Genomic DNA, 23,438 nt, shown 5'->3' on the forward strand with positions numbered 1-23,438 from the left:
AATTAAAAACCAACTGTAACACGCCTTATATTGCATGTTCGCCCTAGTTTTCTTAGACTGACGAACATGCAAATTTTTTATTACTTTTAAAAGAAAGAATGGATGAATACTATGACGTTAAAGCCTCTGGCAATCGCATTAATTGCCGCATCATTTCTAACGGCGTGTAGCACGACCCCAACCAAAAATAAGAACTCTAAAGAACCGATTATTTTTACAGAACCGGACACAACTCCCCCATTTTATGCACTGAACCCATTTAACTATGCGGCACCACCTCCATTTGAATTGGCATTAAAGCAAGCTGCGGCTCAACCCGTAACGAAAATGGTGGTGACGAATTCAGCCAATCCAAATGAAAAAATCACCTTAGAAACGAATCGTTTAATCATTCCTACGATTAACAACAATCAACGCTCAATGAAATATGCTGTCTTGGCAGGTGAAAATGAAATTGATATCACCGATATTGATGACTTTTTACAGTTAGTTGAAGGCAAAGCACGTCATTATCCACCACGTTTTTCTGAGCGCAAAGAACGCAAAGGTTTCGAAACAAAATTAAAACAAGTGACGCAAGAACTAGATACGCTTGCTGCCCGCGATGATGCCTCTTTTGACATTTTAGTGCGTGCATTTAAAGCCAGTGTGATGGCGCGTAATCTTGATTTAGGCTCTGTATATACCACCAAATCTTTAACTTACGCACAGCGCATCTTAAAGATTAATCAAGATGATCCTGAAGCAAACTTCTGGTTTGGTTTTGGTTTATCTGAAGGTGGCGGTCAACGTGAAGCGATTCCATATTTAGACAAAGCAATGAAAGCTGGCGTTCAGGAAGCTTATTTATCTGCTGCCAATAACTACATTGCCATGGAACAAAAGAAAAGTGCCATTCAAATTTTGAAAAACTACAAACTCAAATATCCGCAAGAAGCCGCTGTTGCGGATCGCTTAATGAGTGAAATTGAAACTCAAGGGCGCTGGAATGTCTGGCAAGTATTAAATACCCCGAAAGCGTCTTAATTTAATTCCTTGCATGAAATAGACCGTCCTGTACGGTCTATTTCTATTTTTGCGCATTGAAAAAGCTGACAATTATCGTATGATTTAAAAAAACAAACAAAATTAAATTTAAGATCAGCCTATGCCAAAGAACTTTAGCCATATTGTCCTGCTTTCTGTACTGGTCACCACTCTGCTTTCGGGTTGCCAAGTTGTTACTGTCAAAAATCAAGCTGTAAAAGTCACCATCACCAATGAACGTGAGAGTATTCTGACACGTGATAAGTTAAGCGAAGCGAGCCTAAATGTTTTATCCATGACAGGACGAGAGGCTAAAGCCTGTACAGCACATCCCACTCAATGCGTTCAGGAATTACAACAAATTCCACAGATTCAAGATGAACAATTATATTCTACGGCCAGTGAGCTGTATCTGGCACGGGCACTGGCATTGGAAGGCTCTTCAGATTGTAAAATTGGATTACTGACCAGTCATAAATCTGAAGAAAAGCAAAAAATCCAGCAAGAAATTTATAATCAATGTCTAGAGCAAGAATTAGACATGCTGGATAAAAGTATTCGTTATAGCTATGCCTATATGTTCAAAACCCAACGGGGTCCAGAAGATCGAATTTTTGATAACCGACAAGTTCAAATACGCGATTTCTATAACTTAGCGATTGCAAAACTTTCTAGTGCTTATAGTCTTCGTTATCCACAAAAAGAAGTTCAGAATCAAATTAAAATTGGTCAGAGTATTTATCATATTGATTTCAGTAATTATCCCTTACTAAAAGATCAAAAAATCGAGCAGCTCATGTCGAGTTATAATCTGAATTTTTCAGGTTTACGCTCAATTAACCGTCGTGACGGTTTTGGTTCTGAATTTGTTGTGGTACTCCCAAATTCAAATGAACAACAAAAAGAGTCAAATCAATACATTCTTGACCCTTTAAATTTTTCTTTTGAAAGTGGTACTAATCCGAACATTCATCAAGCACGCTATTTGGCAGCAACATTTACAGCCGAACCTAAAGCAGCCACCTCAGTCAATGATATTTTAACCAAACCTGAATTTGTGATTCGTGCCTACGATCCGTATCAACATGAATCTATTCAGCTTGCAGGACATAAATACCCTTTAGCAGCGAACTTCTCGACGCCATACGGTTTATGGTTAGCTCAGAATAACTTGGGTAAAGCAGCCTATCTGACTCTGATTGACCGCGACAACCGTTTAACCATGCCCCATTTATATATGTTAGAACCTTACAATCCGAATAAGAAAGTGATTGTCTTGGTTCATGGTTTAGCCAGTAGCCCTGAAGCGTGGATTCGTCTAACCAATGACATTATGGGAGATAAAGTCTTAAAAGAAAACTATCAAGTCTGGCAAGTTTTCTATTCGACCAATATGCCCATTATAGAAAGTCGTTTGCAGATTTATGCACTTCTTAAACAGAGTTTTGCGCAAGTCAATGCAAGTGCCTCGGCAAAGAAAGATGCCGTGCTCATTGGGCATAGTATGGGGGGAATTATTGCCCGTCTATTGGTCAGTGATGCCGATGTCACCAAAAAAGCACTGTCGATGATGAGCAACCGACAATTAAGTAAATATAAAAATGTCCCCATTGTTGCACAGCGTATGCAAATACAAGATATTCCCAATTTTAGCCGCGCCATCTTTATTTCTGCACCCCACCACGGCACAGCATATGCCGACCTTTGGTTTACTCGTGCTGCGCGTAAAGTTATTAAACTTCCAGGCGCATTTTTAACTGCAGTTGGTGACACTTTACAAAGCCAAGATTTAGATTTCTCAGACTTAGCCAAACAAATTGACCAAGGGCTCATTCAGAATGGTCCAAGTGATTTAAGTCATAAATCCAAGTTTATGCACATCACTTCAGATATTATGCCGCGTAAAGGCTTGTTATTTCATTCAATTATGGGCAATGAAACCAAGAGTGATGACCCAAATGTCATTACCGATGGTATTGTGCCTTACAAGAGTGCTCACCTAGAAGGTGCTGTATCTGAAAAAATTATTCAAGGTGGCCATTCCATTCAAGAAACGCCAGAAGCCGTGTTGGAGTTAAGACGTATTCTTCGTTTGCATCTCGTCCAACTTGGACTGTATAAACCATAAATATACACTCAAGCCCATGTTTCAACCATATAAAACATGGGCTAAATTCATTGAACATTCCATTTCTTTCCAGTATTCCCCATTCATTAGAATGGTTTTTTATAACTATTCTTTTCATTTTATTGTGTAACCGTTAAGGTAAATTCCAACAGCATAGAGCTGACTACACAACAAAGGAATTGAAACATGGAAGCGTTCAACACAAAAATGTTTGAAAATAAAGTAGCTGTTGTAACGGGTGGTACTTCTGGTATTGGTCGGGCAGTTGCCATTGCCTTTGCTGAAAAAGGTGCCAAAGTTTGGGCCCTTGGCTTACAATCACACAAAGCAGTTTACCCAGCAGGCTTAGAGATTGAAGCTGTTGAAATCGATGTAACGGATAAAGCAGCTATTGATGCATTCTTTGCAAAAGTGGATCGTATTGATACATTATTCAATGGCGCGGGCATGGGTTCTATTTCAGAACACGAATTAGATACTTATAAAAAAGTACTCGAAGTCAACTTAACCTCTGTATTTTATATCAGTGAAGTTGCGGCAAAGGCACTATCAAAGTCTGATAATCCATCAATTATTAACGTTTCTTCACTGTATGCACAATTTGGTTCAGGCATTGCACCTGCTTACTCTTGTTCTAAAGGTGCCATTGACCAATTAACATTCTCGCATGCGTTAAGCTTTGCGCAAGCAAATATTCGGGTAAATGCTGTAGCACCTGGTTGGATCGATACTCCATTAATTCAACCTTTAAAAGATATGCCTGAAGTTTTCGGAGGTATCATGGCACGTTCACCAATGCAACGCTTAGGTAAACCAGAAGAAATTGCCAATGTAGTTCTTTTCTTGGCATCCGATGCAGCAAGCTTTGTAAATGGTGCAATTATCAAAGTTGATGGTGCATATTCAATTTTCTAAGCTGTCGACATAAGCAACTTTAGAAATGAAATTCTCGCCATTTCCCTTGATTAAGGAAGTGGCACGAACTTTAAACATGAAGGTTATTACGCATGATCTTCATTCTCAAAGTTCAAAAATTTTTACCTGAAAGGCTAATCATAGATTTCAAGCATTACTTCCAATAATAATTGAAAAAAATTTCAGTTCCCTATCTTGCCCATGTCTTAGCGTTTAGACATGGGCATCTTTTTTTTGCATTCAAATATGTACCAAGACATGACTCTCGTCTATTGAATTAAACCTCGTTTTTTAGCTTCTGTAACAGCCTCAAGTCTAGAACGTACACCAAGCTTGTTATAAATATTACGCAAATGCCATTTCACTGTATTCACCGATAAAAACACCTTATCTGCCAGCTCAATATCAGTACAACCTTCACTGGCCTTCTGTAAAATTTGTAATTCACGTTTAGAAAGCAATTCAGTCTGTATAACGCCTAGATCATCATCTACCGATGTTTCAGATAAAGGAACACTACACATTGCAGCCAGCATTTCTGTGAAAGCCAAAACAGAAGGGTCTTTTTTCTGCTTGGACTTTGCAAGATGCCTCATATAATCAGCCAAGAGTTGGAATAAGAGCGGATGCTCATCCAATACAATCCGTACAGCTTTCGTTGGCTCTAAAATATCTAAAGCTTGTTCAAACCATGTGAAGGCAAATTCAATGTGATTTAAACGATAATCAGCTAGAGCCAATAGTAAAAGAATTCGAGCACGACGGAATGGATAAGTCACAATACGATCTAATTCTTGCTCAAGAAGTACTTTGGCCTGTGGTTCACGCGCTAAAAAAATCAATTGTCTATAGAGCATCAAATCATCACCAGTGATCACATTGGAAATATTTAATGTTTTCTCAATGTGACCTTGACAGATTGCTTCGAGTTCATCGGCATTGATATCATTCAACTTATTTTTTCTATCAAACCACTGATATTGCTGATAAACATTTTGAACTGTTCGGCTCAAACGTGGCATTGACCAATCATTGCTACAAATTTGGGATTGCGTCAAACAGGTCTGTTCCGCCTGTGCATCCCCTGAAATATGAGCCAAGCGCAACAACAACTCATACCCAATAATAGCCAAATCAGGAATAATCAGTTGTTCACCATTATTAAAATGCTTTAGGGTATTTTCTGCTCGCGTAATTTCGTTCAAATCATAATACAGGCTTGCTTTTACACTGCTGGTAATCATTTTCGCAATGGTCATTAAAAACTCATTTGAACCGAGTTTTAGATAGTCTTCACTTCGACCAATGTAGTCTAATTTCACCAGTGTTTTTTCTACATTCCCTTCTAGGTAGTCGCAAAGTGCCTCTATACAGTCCGAAATAATCAGCCCAAATACGTTTTGACCTTGTATATATGCTGCCCGTGTCTGAATCAGGATTTTACGTGCCTCAGTAATTTTACCTAAGCAAATTTGATATAGCGCACCAATACCAATTAAAGGTGCACGAACAAAATATGAGTTTTCCGATAATTTAGAAATATTCGCCTGGGATAGCTCATAGGCCAGTTTCATATCATCACTGACCAAAGCAAGCATTGGATCAAATGCTAGTTGATCATCGCCTTTAATTCGTTCATTCGGATCGATTTTGAGCCACAATTGTAAATAATGAGCACCTAATAAATGCTGATGCGTGATGATTAAAGACCAAATCATATCGTAAAGCAGTGCTACTCTCTGAATTAAAAGTGAATCTGGAATTAATTTCACCAGCTCAATTAAACTGTAGTAACTACCACCCAAAATTAAATCACGACTCACTTGACTTAACAGATCTAATACCAACGCCTGATTTTCAGCATGCTGCGCGTGATAAATGGCTTCCATTAAATAATTGTTTTTTTGATACCAATTCGCTGCACGTAAATGTACCGCTCGATATTGTTCTATATCTAATGTCTTAAAACGATTTTCCAAAAATTCACGGAATAAATGATGAATACGATACCATATATGTTGCTCATCTAAGGCTTGAATAAATAAGCCTTTTTGAATCATCAACTCCAATAACTTTGAAGATGTAGAATTTTGCGCAACCTCTAGCGTATTGGATAAACTCACCTTCCTTAGAATACTGATATTCATCAAAAAGTTTTGCATTTCCTCAGAAAGCTGTAAAAACACTTGCTCACTCAGATAATCTACAATCTGATTATGTGCGCCGCTTAAACTTTGGATGACCGCCCCAGCATCATGATATTGCTTTAAATATAAATTGGTGAGCTGAATCCCTGTCAACCATCCTTCCGTTTTATGAATCAGTAACTCAGCTAACTCAGGGGTTAATGTAACGTGGTCAAAATTCTGTTGCTTTAAAAAATGAATGAGTGCCGCACTATCTTCAGTTTTAATACTGAGCTGGACTTCTGTCACCAGCTTTAAACGCCCCAATAAATACTCTTTGGCAAAACTCCAGTTAGGCTTTGTTCTGGAAGCAATGACCAGATGACAATTTAGAGGCAAATATTGATATAACCACCACAGAAGATTTAAACACTCTTGATTTTCAATTGTTTCAAATTCATCTATAAAAAGAATAACGTCTGTATCTGCATCTGACACTTTTTGTGTGAGTTCAATAATATGTTGCTTGTGGACTTGCCCATCAGAAATAGAACTAAACTGATCTAGACCCAATAGTGCTAAGCAAAGGTATTGGTAAAGACGATTCGGATCATTGTCATCACTGTCGAGTGTTAACCATTTTACCGTTTTATCTTGAGCAAGTAGCTTCTCGCTCATTTGAAACATCAGGGTAGTTTTTCCATAGCCCGCTGCTGCATGGATAAACACAAGAGAAGATTGGCAATATTCCAGCATATGGCTTAACAACTCAGGACGTTGCATTGCCTTATCACTCATAACACTTGGACGGCTGAGCTTGGTTTTTAAGACTTGCATATCACTTCATCCAATCTTTTTTATTCAGTTCCATCAGCAAATTTCCACTCCCTGAAATTCAACATCCAATTAGCAAAGTTTTCAAAAAACATGGCTCTTTCTTATCATTTAAAGCGCCCTAAAACTAGAATAAGGTTACTGATGAAGCAATATTAAATTGCATCAAAACCCAGATTTTAAATACATTTTTTAAACTCGAATCATTTGAGCAACAATTAAACAACGGTAAATCCATTCTTTTGAATGGTTTGCTTATTATGAAACGTTGCTATGCTCAAGTACAAGGAAATAACAGATACCCGCAGTTTGTCATTCTGATATCTCACTCTCAAATAAAGACATACATGGAGTTTGTCATGAGCATTGCACAATCTATTAAACATCAAGACCGTTTATTAACCATTAACGTTAACGATGGTGAAATTCAAAATGCATTACCCGGCGTACACGTTACGCCATGCTTTTTAGATCCCGACAATGGTAAATGGGTCATCCGCGCACGTTTCGATGCAGGTGTAACATTACCGCGCCATTTCCACACAGGTGTTGTACATTTCTATACAACAGCGGGTTCTTGGCATTATGTCGAATATCCTGAAGATGTTCAAATTGCTGGTAGTTATTTGTTTGAACCAGCAGGTTCTATTCATACTTTAACGACGCCTGAAGGCGCTGAAGGCTTCATGGTCATTGAAGGTGCTAACGTTAACCTCAATGATGATGATTCACTTATGTTTATTATGGACGCAGGCTGGATTGAGCGTACACTTCATGCAGTAGCTCAGCAAACGGGGCAAAAAATGCCACGTTATATTAAGCCAGGCTCAGAAGTTGCTTTTAACAACAAATAAGTTCATAAAGACTTTTAACAAAAGCTAAAAGTCTTTTTATATTGAATAACAACAGCCCCCAAGGATGATTAAAATGTTTGGCAAAATGATGCATCAATCTTTATTGATTAGTAACCTCATTGAACATGCAGCAAAATATCATGCAGATACTTCTATTATTTCACGTGAGGTGAATGGTCAAATTACTACGACCAACTGGTTACAAACTCAGCAAAATGCTAAACGTTTAGCAAATGCATTTACCTCATTTGGTTTAGAAGCTGGTGATCGTCTTGCTACCATTGCATGGAACAACCATCGTCACTTAGAATCTTGGTATGCTATTTCTGGAAGTGGTTATGTATGTCATACCATTAACCCACGTTTATTCCCTGAACAATTAGTCTTCATCATTAATGATGCGCAAGATAAAGCGATTTTCTTTGACTCAACGTTCTTACCTTTAATTCAAGCAATTCAAGGTAAAGTTCCAACCGTAGAACGCTTTATCTGTCTTGGTTCACATGACGAAAAAATCGTTGAAGCTTTACCAGATGTACTTTTCTATGATGAATTGATTCAGCATCAATCAACAGAATTTGACTGGCCACAATTTAGCGAAGAAACACCGAGCTCGCTTTGCTACACCTCAGGGACTACTGGTAATCCAAAAGGCGTACTCTATAGCCACCGTTCTACCTTATTACATACCATGGCAATTTGCCTTCCAGACTCACTAAATTTGTCTGCAAATGATATTGTGCTACCAGTGGTTCCAATGTTCCATGTCAATGCATGGGGCGTCCCGTACGCAGCCGCAATGGTTGGTTCTACTATTGTGCTTCCAGGACCAAATTTAGATGGCGATAGTCTCGTTAGCTTAATTGATGACTATAAAGTAACGATTGCATTAGGTGTACCAACGATTTGGCAAGGTCTTCTTGCTGCAGCAAAAAAACGCGGCACAAAATTAGAAAGTATGAGCCGCAACGTTGTTGGTGGTGCCGCTTGTCCTGCTTCTATTATTCGTGACTTTAAGAATAATTATGCTTGCGACACAATTCATGCTTGGGGTATGTCTGAAACTAGCCCATTAGGTACTGCAAACCAACCAAAAGCAAAGCATTCTGCGCTCAGTGTAGAAGAATTTGAAAAGCTCCGCTTAACCCAAGGTCGCCCACCATTTGGTGTTGAATTACGTATTGTCGATGGTAATAGCACAACTGCATTACCAAATGATGGGCATACTCAAGGCAACCTGCAAATCCGTGGTCCATGGATTGTCGAAAATTACTTCAATCAAGAAAAAAGTGCTTTAACTGCGGATGGCTGGTTCGATACAGGTGATATCGCAACAATCGATGCCGATGGTTATATGAGCATTTGCGACCGTGCAAAAGATTTAATCAAATCTGGTGGCGAGTGGATTTCATCTGTTGAACTTGAAAATATTGCTGTTGGTCATCCTGACATTCGTATGGCAGCAGCTATTGCAGCGCGTCACCCCAAATGGGATGAGCGTCCAATTTTAATTGCCGTGAAGCAAGAAAATGCAACTTTAACGGAAGAAGAAGCTCGCGCTTACTTTGAAAACAAAATTGCACGTTGGCAGATTCCTGATGTCGTGATCTTTGTAGATGCACTACCAATCAATGGCACAGGTAAAATTGTCAAAGCTGAATTACGTACAAAATTTGGTGATGTTCTGCTTAAAGACGAAGTGGTTTAACACTTCGTCCTTGAAAGCACTCTCACAAGGATTTTGAACTAAAAAACGCAACACTGAAACTAGCATGGATAACAGATAACCGCAGCGGTATTGGGCTTGAATTCATTCAATACTTGCTCAATGAGCAATACCGCGGCTACATGTCAGGTCTTTATCGTAGCCAAATCGATAAAAATTAGACAAAATTATTCAAAAGTTTTCGCTATAAGCCACCCATTGATTCAGCTACACCGTGGCTGAATCAATCTAATGAAAGCAAAAAATCAATTAAAGATTTCCAATTTCAACATTGCGAAAACTTTTAAAAGCATATAATCAGAAGCAACTTTTATTTATTATAGTAAAGCACAAAATATTACTCGGCTTCATCTACAAAACCACGATCTATTCTGCACTCGTAGATATTTTTGTCTAAATTATAGTAAATATTCTAGCTTCAATAAAAATATGTAGTTGATTCACATAATTTAAAACAACACTCATAAGGAAAATGAGATGAAAAACAATATGTCTAAAACAGCATGGGTTACTGGTGGTAGTAGTGGTATTGGACTTGAACTCACCAAACACTTACTTAAAGACCACTATCAAGTATGTATTTTTGCCCATGCAGGCATTCAGCAAGCAACTCAAGAACTTAGCAAGATTTCAGCAACAGTTACTGGATTTGAAGTTGATGTGCAAAATGAAAATACCATGGATGAAAAGTTCGCTGAAGCGGTTGCTCAATTTGGTACACCCGACCTTCTCATTAACTCAGCAGGAATCAGCATTGCAAAGAGTTTCGATGATATGACAGCACAAGAATTCGAACGACAAATTAATATTAACCTCGTGGGTAACCGTAATGTAGCCCATGCTGCCCTACCTCATTTAAAACAGGCAGTCCAACAAGGTAAACGTCCTAAGATTGTATTTATAGCATCTGCCGCAGGTCTAGTGGGCTGCTATGGTTACACTGGTTACTGTGCTTCTAAATTCGGTGTAGTCGGTTTAGCTGAAGTTTTACGTATGGAATTACGTAGTCAAAAAATTGATGTGGCTGTGGTTTGCCCACCAGAAATAGACACACCGCTTGTAACTGAAGAACGTAAGCATGGCTCACCTATTACTGCCGCATTAAAACAATTGGGCGGCAGTATGCCTGTAGACAAAGCATGTAAGGAAATTTATCAAGGTATTTTTTCAAATAATTTTGTGGTTATTCCTGGTGCGCAAGCTCGTATTTTGGCAAAGCTTTCACGCTTATTACCAGATACCTATCGTAGTCAAATCGATAAAAAATTAGATAAAATTATTCAACAATTAGCTTCCTAATCAAAAGACAAAAATTATTTTTCTAAATTACGATCATTTTTCTAGCCTCAAAAACCGAATGTATAACATTCGGTTTTTGATTTGGAATCCGCTTACATTTCAGATATAACGCCCAAAATGCCATTGATAATCATATCTACCGCAATAGTCCCAATCAGTAAAGCAGACAATCGCCCGACAATATCCACATAACGGTCTATATATTTGGCATGTTTATAACGTAAATGATCATGTGCAAATTTCATTAAGATCATCAAACCACAGGTCAATGCCAAAGTCAGAAAAATAATCATGGCTGCGCCGCTAATTGGCAGCGATATACCTGTCACCACGGCGGCACTGATGGTTCCCGGCCCAATCATAAAAGGCATGGCAATGGTTCCTGCCAAGTGTTCAGGCGCACCACGCATTTCACCAATCGTATCTGCCCCCTGAAACACATAGCGATAACCGATTACCAAGAAGATCAGTCCACCAAAAATTTGAAAGGCCTCAAAGCGCACATTTAAATATTTACTAAAAATTGCTTCTCCGCCCCATGCAAACAGCAGAAATACCACAAAAGCAATGAGACAGCCCTGAATCAAGGCCTTATTAAACACTTTGGCTTCGGAGTTGCGAATCATACCAATCATGTAAATACTCATTAAAAACGGATTCAGCAATGAGAAAAACAAAGCAAATGCATGTAAATATGAGGTCAACATGGTTCCTCCTAATGATTCTTGAGGGTCTGGAAATAAGGGCAGATTCCCCAAACTGATTCGATTGATATGTAAGAAGGTCATGTGGTATTGATCACGAACGAATACATCATGAATCATTTGCTCTTTGGTATCCGACAAGGTCGTTGCCTTAAGAATCTTTATACAAATAGGTTTCAAGGCAGTCATAGAACCGCTTACCCAATTTGCCACCTTCACAACATATGGGGATAAATACCATCCATTCTGTGATTGTAAAATGGGTAAAGCTGCAATGTCTGTGTTAGATCGGCAACGACGTGTACATAAGTATGCAGAATTGATGTGGAGTGGATGCATCGATTAGGCCACGGATTATCACGGGTAACTTAAACGCGACCACCATTATGATGGCTGAAAAATTGCGGATCAAAACCATGGGCTGTAACCTTTAGTATGATCTACTACACCCTATTAACAAGCGCTTGAAACTGCCTAGTCCAATGCATTGAATAGCAACTAGACCACATTATTGAGCGCTCTTCATGTGGCCTTTTAATTCCCTTATATTTATTAGGTATTACAATTAGATATATTTTGAATATATTTTCATTATTCTAATTGCTCACGACTTCTGCATTATCTTTTGATGAGTATTATCCTGTATGAATAGTAAAAAATGGGCTGAAATTCAAGAAAATCGCTAGCCTATTGATTTATAGGGTAAATAAAATTAACATAAATCACTGAAATTCATAAAAAATAAATTTACCATCACTCAAATTTATACATATTATATCGACATTTATAATAAAAATTACTGAGTCAATACTTATTTCGTCTAAAATGGCAACCGATTGGAAATGTGTGGTTAAACTAAAAGGTACATTTTTTCTTAGTTTTAAGGATTCATGTATTTCACTCCCTCTCTTCTGAACTTTTAGTTTGCCACCATTTCCGTCAACCTCTTTTTATTTTTTGCTATTACCCTCCATTCGCTATAAAGCGATGCAAAAACCTGCTCCCAAGGTCAAAATCGCATGAAAACTTTTTTAAAATACCTCGCGGTATTTGTCGTACTGCTTTTGCTTGCAGTATTGATTTTTTTATTCCGACCAACTGTGTCTAAAAAAATTCAAACCTCAAATAATGAACCAGTGGTTGATGCTGTCTTGGTTGGTGGCGGAATTATGAGTACCACCTTAGGTACCTATTTGACCGAACTTGAACCAAACTGGCAAATTCGCATGTACGAGCGACTAGATCAAGTTGCCCAAGAAAGCTCAAATGGCTTTAATAATGCAGGCACTGGTCACTCTGGCTTTATGGAAATGAACTATACCTCTGAAAAAGATGGCAAAATGGACATTACCAAGGCAGTAAAAGTTGCTGAACAATTTGAAGTCGCAAAGCAATTCTGGTCATACCAAGTGAAACAAGGTGTTTTAGGCGAGCCAACTAGCTTTATTAACCCTGTTCCTCATATTGCATTTGTATGGGGAGATAACGTGAATTTCTTAGAAAAGCGTTATGCTGCTATGGTTAAAAACCCAATGTTCTACGGTATGAAGTTCACTGAGAACCCTGCCGAAATTAAACAATGGGCACCTTTGGTGATGAATGGCCGTGATGCTGCACAAAAAGTAGCTGCAACACGTATGGATGTCGGTTCTGATGTGAACTATGGTTCAATCACCACACAATTGGTCGATCACCTTAAAAAGCAGTCTAACTTCCAACTGCAAACCTCTACAGAAGTGACTGGCATTAGCCAAAATGATGACAAAACTTGGACTGTATCTTTCAAAAATTTGAAAACAGGCGCAACCAACCATGTCAAAACTCGTTTTGTGTTTATTGGTGCAGGTGGTGCAGCAGTTAAACTCTTGCAAATGACAGGTCTGCCTGAAGCTAAACAATACGCTGGCTTCCCTGTAGGTGGCGTGTTCTTAATGACAGACAATCCTAAAGTCACTGCTGGCCATACTGCGAAAGTCTATGGTCGTGCCGAATTGGGTGCTCCACCAATGTCTGTTCCACATATTGATACCCGTTATATTGATGGTAAAAAATATGTGCTCTTCGGACCATTTGCGACCTATTCAAATAAATTCTTAAAACAAGGTTCTCAGCTAGATTTATTAAAATCGACCACGAAAAACAATGTATTACCCATGACTGCTGTAGGCATGGAAAACCTTGATTTGGTCAAATACTTAGTAAGTCAGGTCATGATGTCTGATGAAGATCGTTTTAATGAATTGAAAAAATACTATCCTGATGCAAAACCAGAAGACTGGCATTTAAATCAAGGTGGTCAACGTGTTCAAATCATTAAGAAAGAAGACGGTAAACCAGCCCAACTTCAGTTTGGTACAGAAATTTTCGCGTCTAAAGATGGTGCCGTAACCGCATTGCTAGGTGCTTCACCTGGTGCATCTACTTCACCGTACATTATGTTGAGTTTGCTTGAAAAAGCATTCCCACAACAAGTACAAGGTGAATGGAACCCGAAATTACATGAAATTGTAAAATCGTACCAACAAGAGTTAAGCACAAACCCTGTATTACTGGATCAAGTGCGTCAATATACCAGTCAAACTTTAGGACTGAAATATACGCCAATGGCACAAGCAGCCAATGATTCATCTATCGCTGTCAGTAAAGCACAATAAATTTTTCTTAAATACAAAAGGATGAACTTAGGTTCATCCTTTTGACCTTACACCATTACAAATTTGATTTATGCCTTATTACACTCCGATGCATTTTGTTCACGCGATTTTTCTTTTATTTGTAGTCATTGGGCAGATCGCTATAACTGTCAGAAAATTTACAATCCAGTTTTTGTTGGAGTTGTACTCTGCCACTGTTGTTTTATTTTCCTTTTTAATCATTATGAAAAATAACAGCTTACACAAAATTTGCTTTTATTGGATGCATTGCTATCCTGAATGGAATATTGGAGATCAATTGGGAGCATTACAAAGCAACCTGACAACTCGATATTTATCGGTTACTCCAGCCCTATGCATTGGTGGAAATATTTGTTTAAGCCTCTGTTTCATCAGCTTCTTTTGTCCTAGAAATTTACTAAAAGCATCATTAAGTCATGAGAAATATACAATACTTACATCAGAAAAATAGAAGCTTACAGAGAATATGCCTATGCTTATTTTAAGCGTAATGAGTTTGGATAAGGATTGATTTTTATGGCAAAAACAACCGAATTGACCCATCGACTTTATACGCTCATTTACTTTTTTATTATCTTTCTTATATTGGCGTATTGTGTACTCAACGCCATTTACACTGTGATTATTGGCGGAACCACTTTTTACTTATTTGCCAGTTTTATTTTGATGCTTCAATGTATTTTTGCTTTACGTACATCACTCGACAGCCGTATCTATGCCAGTTTAGGGCTTGTACTTCTGATTATTGGGCTACTATATACACATGGGCTCGATTTTTTAAACCACTTAAAAACGATTGTATTGATTCCAGCTTTAATTTTGACCTTTTTTGGACTGGATAATTTATATAAAAACTCAACCCGACTTGTTTATCTTAAAATTGGACTTATCCTCGGTTTACTGCTCGTAGCTTATAGCCAATACTATGATTTAGTTGAACTACAGAATTATTATCACTCGTTGCATAATGGTGAAACTTGGCAACAGCTTGGCGCGTTATAAAATCGCAAAAGAGAGATTTACAATTTTAAGCTTTTACTCCCCTATTTCTAATTCCTATCACACTCTATAGCCCAATAAAAAACCGCCTTCATAAGGCGGCTTTTTTTAGTCTAAAATTGCAGACCAGAGTGAATAGAATGCTTGAATATCGGGCTCAAGAAATTCATCATTTTCAGCATCATAAACAAAAGATTTTTCTTCTAATAAGTATTCGCCATCTTGTTCATTAAGATATTTTTTTAAGAAAGTTTTAAAGTTATTTGCTCGATCAGGGAAAACTTGTTCTCCGTCAAAAAAGATCATAACAACCTCGAACTGCCTAGATTAGCTCAAATTTTAACACATATGTTGATTTTTATCAACATATGATAATTTAATGATAATTACATCACTGTTTTACAAAGAAAAACTAACTAAAAAATTTAATTTATTAATTAAAACTTTACAAAATCACATTCCAAAGAAAAGGTACATTTCGATGTATTAACAGATTAATGCGTTTTATGTATCATTATATTAATTTAATGTGATTTACTTTGCATTTTTTACATATGCTTCTAAAATAAAGAAAGGGATAAGAAAAAGAGGCTCAAAGCTCATGAATTTCGATGTATTCTTCACAGACAAAGATCGCCATGAAGCGATTGATACAGCAAAGCAAATGGTATTTTTGCCAGAGAACTGTTATTTCCTAGAAAACCTAAGCCCAACAATAAACTTTTATCAAAATAATGATCATGAAATTTTCGCAAAGGTTGTTGTTTCATATCAAAATTGTGTAACCGAACTCATAACCGACAAACCCTTTACCCTAAAATTTCACGATAATGGAGTGCATCAATTTTGGGAATATATAGATAATGGCCCTAAAGATAGTTGGCTCATGTGATGCAATATTTTCAGCACCAAAGATAACCATAACTAAAATAAAAAAGGAAATGCTAATGTAGCGTTTCCTTTTTATGCTCTACACCCTTTTATAGCACTTAAACCCAGAAACTTCGGAATACACGACTATTTTTAATAATTACAACAACTTAAAATAATTAAAATCTTAATTACCAGACTGTTCAATTTTTCTTTTCGCAATCTGAATGAACCTGTCTAAGCCCAAAATTCTGAATTGTAAAAAACTCAAAGATGATGATCCTTTTTATGTGCTGCGACTTAAAAGGAAATAGATGCTCATACGAGAAAAGTCTATGAAGAATAATCAGGTTAAAAATACCTTAGCGATTGCTATAGGCGCACTCTTGTGGGGCATACTACTTATGGCAAATAGCTTTGCCACTACTGCCGTTTAACCAAAGTGTTATATTTTCATTTAGTGCAGAATAAGAAGCAAATTAGTGCAAAAAAGGCCGAAAACTTACACTTACGTAGTGCTTACACGGATTCTAAAAATAAAAAACCACTTAGGATTAGCACACCTAAGTGGTTGATATATATGGTGGGCCCACCCAGACTCGAACTGGGGACCAACGGATTATGAGTCAGACCAGTTTTTAATTTTTTAACTATAAAAAACAATGTCTTATGATGCATTTTCCAATGGAATACAATAAAAATAACAGTACCGAACTGTTTTAGTTAAACTCATGAAAAAAAAGGTATTTTATTTTTTGAAATTCTTTTTTATGATTTTTTACTAATACTAAGTATAAGAAAAATAAAGGCCCAATTTTGTGATGTACCACAAATAGACCGTGGTTTTGGACACTCGGAAAGATGGACCGAGGTTCTTAAGTCCATGATTTTTAATTTGATAGTGAAGTACCGTGCTAGACCCAAATGTTTTGTCTAGTTAATTTTAAAATGGTTGTTGGACCGAAGTTTGGAGATTTCTATGTACCGAAGTATTTGCAGTCTGACCAGAAACAACATCAGAAAAAATTAAAAAATAAAGAAAATACCACCCTGCAAGTGTAGAAATTCAAAGAAAATAAACAAAAAAATCAGAAGCACAACAATCCTCGATTTTTCCTCCCAAAGCAAACCAACATTTTGCAACGCCAAACAGCATTGTGAGCACACAACACTGAAAGAGCGAGCTTGATGTTTGGCGTTGCAAAATAGAAAACGGGATATTGTTGAATAGTTTGACGCTATCTAATCTCCAATATGCCAGTTAAGGAGGAGTTGAACAAATCCACTGAACACTCAAAATGTTAAACTTAACAATTTCAAATTATTATTTTATGTTGGATGAAACTGGATAAATTTTAACGCCCATTTTTTTACGATTTTCATTCAACCCTTTAATATCTGATTGGTCTATGCCATTTAAAGCATCATTAACTGCACCTATTAACAATTTTACTTCAATGGCTGTCGTTCGTTCTGGACTTGACCATATTGATCGTTTATAGCGATCTGAAGCTATCGGAAAATTTATATCTTCAACTACAGCGATTACAACAGCAGTAGCTTGTTGATTACTTATAGCTGAGGTATAGCGTAAGTTAACTTTTGCATTAGCACTTTTTAAGCACTCACAAACCTCTTGATAATTATCAAATTCAAAATTATTTTTTTTAAGAATATCTATCAGTTTGTCATCAGACATATAACTAATTGAACAGTTAGAACCAGCAGAAACATTCATTCCGATTGTACAAAGCAAACTCAGTAATAATAATTTTTTCATCTTACCCTCTGATTTTTGTGAAAACTTTAAAACTTATGATTAAGTTGAGAAGATACTAAGATCGCTATAGTAATTAATCAATTTAAAACTAAGAACTTTTTTAATTTGACAATCAGATACCTAAAATTTTAGGAGTGCCAATTACCTTTACTTTTCGATAATTTCAACCATAGTCGTTATACTAAAAATTCCCAGAATACAAAGGTGATGTTTCATATTTAATTTTTTCAGTTTTCTGCACATTGACACTATTACTAATAAATTCGAGTCCAAAATCATCTAATATTGATTCTTGTCTTTTTGTTATATCATCATCAATTGCAAAAAGATTATCTGTATCCCTCAATTTATCTTTCGGAAAAAGGACAATATTAGCACCACCATCAAATTGGGTAGATTCAAAGGAAATACCATCAAAGTTATTGTCTCTCACGTATGCTAAATATTCAGCTAATACTTGTGTAATTAAGTATTCATCTTCATGCCCATTGATAACAGGTAAACTTATTAGTTTATGCAGTTTTCGTAAAAATTCTTTATGCATCGACTGATATTTAAAATCAGGTTGAAAATAACTTAAAACAGGATAAGAACTTTCTAATAATTTAAAGTCTAAGATTTTAAGCTCTCTTTTCGGAGAAAATGTTCCTAAGACCAAATAAGATCCAATTGAAGGCCGCATTTCTGCAATACAGGTTTCTATATGCAATGCACCATAAAAAATAGAAACCCCTTTAGCATTCATTCGCCCCTGCTGAGCAAATTTAGATGGAGGTGGTGACAATTCTTTATCAGGATTTTGCAAATATGTTATACACTCTTCATATGTATCGGCCCTTCGTGCCCTAAAAATTTGAGTTTCCTTCGCTATTGTACGTATCACTGGCACTTTGTTTTTAGAATATCCGTGTCCACTTGAGTGTGTTTGGGATGCATACATATTTTCAACATCATGGAAGATCTCCTGAAATAGTTTCTTTGCAGAATCACTAAAAAAACGACGTTTTGTTTTAAGCTCGTCAACTAAATAACTCCAATACTCTTCAAAGTAGTCATCATAGCTTTTTCTATACACATAAGATTCTGTGTTGTCAAAAAAAGAGGTATCGCCGTCCCTCACATTCCATGCATCTTTCTCGCACAAATACGATATTATCTCATCAATCTCAGGAATTTCTTGTCCTAAAATTTCTTGAATAATACATTCTAAGTCATCTCCTTCCCCAGAATAATTATCCGATGACCACCATCTTTCAGCGCTCGAAGCTAATGAGTAATGCTCAAAAATTACTTCTTCTAATTCATTGGCCAAATCCTCATATTGACCACATTTCTTTTCCATTTTACAGCAACAACATATTTTTATTTTACTGGACGTAGTAATAATCAGCTCAATTAAATATTTATCATTTAAACAATCTTCACAGATTGCTAGTCCTTCTAAATTGTTCACATGAACCTACAATTTTTCAACTTATAGGAAGTAATTATAATTTGTTTAAAGGTAATCACTATACTTTTTTAAGGTTGATCAAATTTATTGACTCATTTTTAACCATTAGAAATCACAGGGATAACTCCCTTAACTTAATATTTTAGTTAATTCTTGGAACACTCATCTGCCAAATGTTTATTTATGATCCATGCAGAAAAAAGTATCCGAAAAAATATGAAAATACCACCTTGCAAGTGTAGAAATTCAAAGAAAATAAACAAAAAAATCAGAAGCCCAACAACCCTCGATTTTTCCTCCCAAAGCAAACCAACATTTTGCAACGCCAAACAGTATTGTGAGCACACAACACTGAGATAGCGAGCTTGATGTATGGCGTTGCAAAATAGAAAACGGGAGCTGTCTGAATACCTCCCACCAAAAAGCTAAGATTAGTTAGGAAATATCAGGCAATTTCGTCTAGCTGAATGTTCTGCTGTGATTGCGGTGGAATTGGATCATCTTCGAACACATCAATGCCATCTGGATCATGGTATTGATACGTTGTCTTAGAGATTTCAGGACCTGAGATCAATTCTCCCGACAAGGAATCAAAGATACTCCCTCCAATCTGAAATTCCTGAGGTACAGATTTATAGGACTTCTGTAATTCATCGATAGACAAATACTGGTAATTTCCGTATGCAATATTCCGAAATTCAAGAAATCTCAGTTCTGGTTTTTTCGCATTTCTGTCACTTACAGCAAAGAACTTGGTAATGAAATTTGCAGCTTTGCTTGGATCTATACTGACTTCTTTGGTCTTGAAGTCTACTTTTATTCCTGAAACCAACTTTTCCTTCATGAAAGTTTTCATGGGAATACTTGTATTTTTATGGATGGATTCAAATGCATCAGTGATTAGAATAGCTGCATCGACTGGCTTTAAGCGATAGCCTTTGCCGATATAGCGTTTAGGATTATATGTGTAGAATCGTTTTAACAAGTACTGCACAACAAGATTAGATGAATAAGCTTTGGCTATAGTCAGAACTTTATCATATTGATTGGTCTGCAAAATATTGTAGATATCCTCTAGATTGCCAATGACTGTAGATAGCACTGCAATTTTTGTCACAATATCAACAGTAGCTGCATGATGAGGTACATCATACTTAGCAACAAGTTTATCTACAAATACCTCATCGTTCTTAGCCTGAATGCCATCGGTTTACCTAAGCGATTAGCAAGTGCCTCTTGGGTCAATTCTTGTTGCTGACGTTGAAGAACTAGCCATTGTTGAAAAATCAACATGATTGATTCCTCTCTCCTATACGAAGACAAGTGCAATGGCGCAAAGCTTTGTCGTTACGTCTGACTTCTTATCGTTGCAGACACGAATTGCTTTTGCTACAGACTTACATTGGGGGTGTGGGATTACTTCGATGGCTTTAGATACAGCCTCAAGTTTAGGATAGTATTTTTTTCATGGTCACTCCTTTATTAGTTAAAGACCATGAAAATAATATGTATTTGAAATTCAGGCAGATACAATTAAAAACTGATAGAACAGCAGGCAACTTAAGTTAAGCTACTTATATATTGTAGTAGCTTTAACTTAAGTTAAACGTTAAGTATTTATCTTATTTACTAAATTTGAGCGTGATTAGACTCTCTACGAAACAAATCAAGAAAATCAAATTCAGAGTCTCTATCAACTATTTCTAGATGTGAAAGATTTCTCTTGTATATATCTCCATTATATCTTTCAGGATTATCTGATCTAAAAGCTTTAAATAGCAAAATTTCTCTATTATTGTACGTGAAAGTTACAATATTTGATTTTATAACCTGCTTAAACTTTTCGGATATAGGCTGTTTAGCAATTAATTGAAGAATCTTTTTCTCATAATTTTCAATAGATTTTTGATACATTACTGCTTCAGATTCAATACCAACAATACAAAAATCGTTATATTTAAGATATTCAGAATTATAGTGCTTTTTATGGGTTTTTGCAGCATTTTCATTATCTGCAACCCCTAACACGACAAAACAATCACCAGCTTTTGAATTAGTCATAGCTGTAAGAGTTTTAACTATTTTATCGACTGTGCTTTCATGAAATTTTCCGCTCCCATCACTTATTTGATGTAGACCCATCTTAAAATCATAACAAACTTGCTCTGTTTTTGACTCATTAAGTATGTTTTCTAAACTTTCAACCCAAGAGCTCAAGTATCTATCCGTACCAGACTTCGGTTTAAAATGGAGTTTTATAACTCCATATATGGATTCAGAAAGCTTCTCTCTATCTTGGGAACTCCACTTAAGATCTGAATCAAGAGCTTTTAAATGCATGTCAAATAAATTCTCAAGAGAATTTCTTAAATTCAAGTAATTTGCAACTTGTAAATTATGAGTTATTAATGCTTTATAAAATGCAATATATACAACTTGAAAAACACTAGTTGTTTTAGCTGGGCTTTCTTTGAAAACTAGTTTTCTAAAACTATCACTTCCAGTATCTAATGTCTTTTTTAACTCTTCAAATACAAAGCAGAATTGTTTATATATTGGGTCATATCCTTTCTTATTGATGCCTATATTAAGGCTCTCACTTTCTTGAGAAGTTGAATCATAGATAGCATCTAAATATTTAGAAGTTGTTTGAGCTTGATTGGGGTTGATTATGTATGAAACCAGATGAGCTACCAACTCTTCATCTCGCGACATCCTAATATTCTCTGTAGTAATTATTCCATGCTTTGACCAAAATATACCATGTAAATCTATACCATAACCTAAACCTTTATTGCTTAGGCTTATATTTCTCATATTCCGAAGATCAACAATATTCGAATGTGAGCTATCTTTTCTAATATAAATTGAACAATCTCTAATTAAATCTGGAATTTGACCAAGCGCCCCAGCCTGTCTAACATCTTGCTTAGAAAGTGTGCGCCCCCCAGTATTGATTCTCCTAAAACTCTCATCAACTTTTTCAGAATTATTATTATCACATACTGAAAATGGTACTGGATAATCAAGAACTTTTGCGCATGAATCAATATCTAAGACAGGCTCCTTTTGAAGTATTTCACTACTTTCTTTCTGACTTTTAGTTTGAGCAACTGTTTCCAAATTGAAATACTTCCCATTTACAGAGAATTCACATTCAATGAATGATATAATTGCATTTAACCTTTGCATGCCATCTAATATTTCAAAAGCATTTTCATCATTTGATTTTCTATAATTTGCCGCAATAATCATTGGTATAGGAAAACCATTAAGAAGAGAGTCAATAAATTTCTCTTTTTCCTCTATGCTCCAAACTAGCTTTCTTTGATATCTTCTATTAATAATGAATTTTCCAGCGACACATTGTGAATATATTGTCAGAACTGGTATACCTTTAATACTTAAATTTCCTTCCATTTCAACCTTCTTAGAGGACAAGCTATATTTTCAAAAAGTATAGCATTTATTTTCAATTTTTTTTATCGACACTAATTATTCTACATTGAAAGGAAAAAATCTTTTAAAATATTTCAATTACTAAAATACTACTATTTTTTTGAATACATATAAATTTATATAACGAATAGATGAAGAAGTACTAAGTAAAGGATAGAGGTATGTCATTTCAACTGAGTTAACAAGTTGATTTACAGTAATTGAAATAGATTATTACGTAATTAAAGTTAATACAAGATTAAGTATAATTATACAACCTAACTCCTAGAAACCTGATTAACAGTACTCAATAAATTACGATTATTTTAACAAAACTCCCCATACCTCAATCAGAAATCCCCTATGCAGATAGGGGAAAAAGGCCAAATAGCAGAAAGTCAAAATCCCCCAAGCCTAATCGTTTTCCACTCGCTTTACGCCTCGATGGTCTAGATCATAGAAGATTCATCTTCATCGTAGATCGAGCGGAAAGTCGAAGTGCTAGGAAACGTTAATTGAGAGATGGATTTACATGCTGGAGATAGACCATCGGACTATCGAACGGATGGACCACAAAATAGACCGAAAAATCCGATGGTCTAAAAATAGCA

The 23,438-nt window shown here is 36.2% G+C and carries 17 protein-coding genes and 2 pseudogenes; 11 read left to right on the forward strand and 8 right to left on the reverse strand.

What is annotated here, in order from left to right; translation table 11 throughout:
• Window positions 1-111 precede the first annotated feature (111 nt).
• The 3 genes from E0H87_RS11605 to E0H87_RS11615 all read left to right on the forward strand — a co-directional run bounded on the left by E0H87_RS11605 (window position 112) and on the right by E0H87_RS11615 (window position 4,069).
• Window positions 112-1,026: an ABUW_2363 family tetratricopeptide repeat lipoprotein gene (locus E0H87_RS11605; RefSeq protein ID WP_131323753.1), complete on the forward strand. Its 915-nt coding sequence runs from the start codon at window positions 112-114 to the stop codon at window positions 1,024-1,026.
• Window positions 1,027-1,147: 121 nt separating this feature from the next.
• Entirely contained in the window at window positions 1,148-3,154 is a 2,007-nt protein-coding gene (locus tag E0H87_RS11610; RefSeq protein WP_131323754.1) for an esterase/lipase family protein, read from the forward strand.
• 186 nt (window positions 3,155-3,340) lie between these two features.
• On the forward strand, window positions 3,341-4,069 hold the full coding sequence (locus E0H87_RS11615) for an SDR family NAD(P)-dependent oxidoreductase (RefSeq protein WP_205677753.1): 729 nt from the start codon (window positions 3,341-3,343) through the stop codon (window positions 4,067-4,069).
• Window positions 4,070-4,338: 269 nt separating this feature from the next.
• Here the strand turns inward: E0H87_RS11615 and E0H87_RS11620 are convergent, their stop codons facing one another.
• Window positions 4,339-7,032, reverse strand: coding sequence for a helix-turn-helix transcriptional regulator (locus E0H87_RS11620; RefSeq protein ID WP_131323755.1), 2,694 nt, complete (start codon window positions 7,030-7,032; stop codon window positions 4,339-4,341).
• Window positions 7,033-7,388: 356 nt separating this feature from the next.
• Between E0H87_RS11620 and E0H87_RS11625 the strand changes: the two genes are divergently transcribed.
• The 3 genes from E0H87_RS11625 to E0H87_RS11635 all read left to right on the forward strand — a co-directional run bounded on the left by E0H87_RS11625 (window position 7,389) and on the right by E0H87_RS11635 (window position 10,908).
• Window positions 7,389-7,883 carry a 2,4'-dihydroxyacetophenone dioxygenase family protein gene (locus E0H87_RS11625; protein WP_131323756.1) on the forward strand — a complete coding sequence of 165 codons (495 nt, stop codon included), beginning with the start codon at window positions 7,389-7,391 and terminating at the stop codon, window positions 7,881-7,883.
• A 73-nt stretch (window positions 7,884-7,956) separates the two neighbouring features.
• On the forward strand, window positions 7,957-9,591 hold the full coding sequence (locus E0H87_RS11630) for a long-chain fatty acid--CoA ligase (RefSeq protein WP_131323757.1): 1,635 nt from the start codon (window positions 7,957-7,959) through the stop codon (window positions 9,589-9,591).
• A 495-nt stretch (window positions 9,592-10,086) separates the two neighbouring features.
• Window positions 10,087-10,908 carry an SDR family NAD(P)-dependent oxidoreductase gene (locus E0H87_RS11635; RefSeq protein WP_131323758.1) on the forward strand — a complete coding sequence of 274 codons (822 nt, stop codon included), beginning with the start codon at window positions 10,087-10,089 and terminating at the stop codon, window positions 10,906-10,908.
• Between the two features lie 92 nt (window positions 10,909-11,000).
• On the opposite strand, the gene E0H87_RS11640 is transcribed toward E0H87_RS11635, so the two are convergent.
• On the reverse strand, window positions 11,001-11,615 hold the full coding sequence (locus E0H87_RS11640) for a MarC family protein (RefSeq protein WP_131323925.1): 615 nt from the start codon (window positions 11,613-11,615) through the stop codon (window positions 11,001-11,003).
• Window positions 11,616-11,633: 18 nt separating this feature from the next.
• A pseudogene (locus E0H87_RS16250) lies at window positions 11,634-11,820 on the reverse strand (hypothetical protein); the annotation flags it as partial.
• A 27-nt stretch (window positions 11,821-11,847) separates the two neighbouring features.
• Between E0H87_RS16250 and E0H87_RS16210 the strand changes: the two are divergent.
• The 3 genes and pseudogenes from E0H87_RS16210 to E0H87_RS11660 form a co-directional block, all read left to right on the forward strand.
• Window positions 11,848-12,046, forward strand: a pseudogene (locus E0H87_RS16210) (GMC oxidoreductase); the annotation flags it as partial.
• A 585-nt stretch (window positions 12,047-12,631) separates the two neighbouring features.
• The gene (gene mqo / locus E0H87_RS11655; RefSeq protein WP_131323759.1) at window positions 12,632-14,266 is read left to right on the forward strand and encodes a malate dehydrogenase (quinone); all 1,635 of its coding nucleotides are present in this window, start codon (window positions 12,632-12,634) and stop codon (window positions 14,264-14,266) included.
• Window positions 14,267-14,803: 537 nt separating this feature from the next.
• Window positions 14,804-15,289 (forward strand): hypothetical protein, encoded by a 486-nt coding sequence (locus tag E0H87_RS11660; protein ID WP_131323760.1) that lies wholly within the window; start codon window positions 14,804-14,806, stop codon window positions 15,287-15,289.
• A 105-nt stretch (window positions 15,290-15,394) separates the two neighbouring features.
• Here E0H87_RS11660 and E0H87_RS11665 read toward each other — a convergent pair whose 3' ends face one another.
• Window positions 15,395-15,592 (reverse strand): hypothetical protein, encoded by a 198-nt coding sequence (locus tag E0H87_RS11665; RefSeq protein ID WP_131323761.1) that lies wholly within the window; start codon window positions 15,590-15,592, stop codon window positions 15,395-15,397.
• A gap of 295 nt (window positions 15,593-15,887) precedes the next feature.
• Between E0H87_RS11665 and E0H87_RS11670 the strand changes: the two genes are divergently transcribed.
• Entirely contained in the window at window positions 15,888-16,178 is a 291-nt protein-coding gene (locus tag E0H87_RS11670; RefSeq protein WP_131323762.1) for a hypothetical protein, read from the forward strand.
• 1,302 nt (window positions 16,179-17,480) lie between these two features.
• Here the strand turns inward: E0H87_RS11670 and E0H87_RS11675 are convergent.
• The 3 genes from E0H87_RS11675 to E0H87_RS11685 form a co-directional block, all read right to left on the reverse strand.
• A complete protein-coding gene (locus E0H87_RS11675) occupies window positions 17,481-17,936 on the reverse strand; it encodes a hypothetical protein (RefSeq protein WP_131323763.1) in 456 nt (151 codons plus the stop codon).
• Between the two features lie 181 nt (window positions 17,937-18,117).
• Window positions 18,118-19,389, reverse strand: a complete 1,272-nt coding sequence (locus tag E0H87_RS11680; RefSeq protein WP_131323764.1) for an RES family NAD+ phosphorylase — start codon at window positions 19,387-19,389, stop codon at window positions 18,118-18,120.
• 445 nt (window positions 19,390-19,834) lie between these two features.
• Window positions 19,835-20,506, reverse strand: coding sequence for a hypothetical protein (locus E0H87_RS11685; RefSeq protein ID WP_131323765.1), 672 nt, complete (start codon window positions 20,504-20,506; stop codon window positions 19,835-19,837).
• A gap of 211 nt (window positions 20,507-20,717) precedes the next feature.
• Here E0H87_RS11685 and E0H87_RS16255 point away from each other — a divergent pair, with 211 nt between their 5' ends.
• Complete coding sequence (locus tag E0H87_RS16255) at window positions 20,718-20,846, forward strand: hypothetical protein (RefSeq protein ID WP_264757390.1); 129 nt, start codon at window positions 20,718-20,720, stop codon at window positions 20,844-20,846.
• A 172-nt stretch (window positions 20,847-21,018) separates the two neighbouring features.
• Here the strand turns inward: E0H87_RS16255 and E0H87_RS11695 are convergent, their stop codons facing one another.
• Window positions 21,019-22,809: a DUF262 domain-containing protein gene (locus tag E0H87_RS11695; protein ID WP_131323766.1), complete on the reverse strand. Its 1,791-nt coding sequence runs from the start codon at window positions 22,807-22,809 to the stop codon at window positions 21,019-21,021.
• Window positions 22,810-23,438: the final 629 nt, after the last annotated feature.

It is taken from the genome of Acinetobacter sp. ANC 4178, assembly GCF_004331175.1.
GTDB lineage: Bacteria > Pseudomonadota > Gammaproteobacteria > Pseudomonadales > Moraxellaceae > Acinetobacter.

Coding starts and splice junctions, on each gene's coding strand:
- E0H87_RS11665 (WP_131323761.1), bottom strand. CDS start 15,592: ATGATCTTTTTTGACGGAGAACAAGTTTTCCCTGATCGAGCAAATAAC.
- E0H87_RS11635 (WP_131323758.1), top strand. CDS start 10,087: ATGAAAAACAATATGTCTAAAACAGCATGGGTTACTGGTGGTAGTAGT.
- E0H87_RS11605 (WP_131323753.1), top strand. CDS start 112: ATGACGTTAAAGCCTCTGGCAATCGCATTAATTGCCGCATCATTTCTA.
- E0H87_RS11620 (WP_131323755.1), bottom strand. CDS start 7,032: ATGCAAGTCTTAAAAACCAAGCTCAGCCGTCCAAGTGTTATGAGTGAT.
- E0H87_RS11625 (WP_131323756.1), top strand. CDS start 7,389: ATGAGCATTGCACAATCTATTAAACATCAAGACCGTTTATTAACCATT.
- E0H87_RS16255 (WP_264757390.1), top strand. CDS start 20,718: ATGGCGCAAAGCTTTGTCGTTACGTCTGACTTCTTATCGTTGCAGACA.
- mqo (WP_131323759.1), top strand. CDS start 12,632: ATGAAAACTTTTTTAAAATACCTCGCGGTATTTGTCGTACTGCTTTTG.
- E0H87_RS11675 (WP_131323763.1), bottom strand. CDS start 17,936: ATGAAAAAATTATTATTACTGAGTTTGCTTTGTACAATCGGAATGAAT.
- E0H87_RS11660 (WP_131323760.1), top strand. CDS start 14,804: ATGGCAAAAACAACCGAATTGACCCATCGACTTTATACGCTCATTTAC.
- E0H87_RS11670 (WP_131323762.1), top strand. CDS start 15,888: ATGAATTTCGATGTATTCTTCACAGACAAAGATCGCCATGAAGCGATT.
- E0H87_RS11615 (WP_205677753.1), top strand. CDS start 3,341: ATGGAAGCGTTCAACACAAAAATGTTTGAAAATAAAGTAGCTGTTGTA.
- E0H87_RS11695 (WP_131323766.1), bottom strand. CDS start 22,809: ATGGAAGGAAATTTAAGTATTAAAGGTATACCAGTTCTGACAATATAT.
- E0H87_RS11610 (WP_131323754.1), top strand. CDS start 1,148: ATGCCAAAGAACTTTAGCCATATTGTCCTGCTTTCTGTACTGGTCACC.
- E0H87_RS11640 (WP_131323925.1), bottom strand. CDS start 11,615: ATGTTGACCTCATATTTACATGCATTTGCTTTGTTTTTCTCATTGCTG.
- E0H87_RS11630 (WP_131323757.1), top strand. CDS start 7,957: ATGTTTGGCAAAATGATGCATCAATCTTTATTGATTAGTAACCTCATT.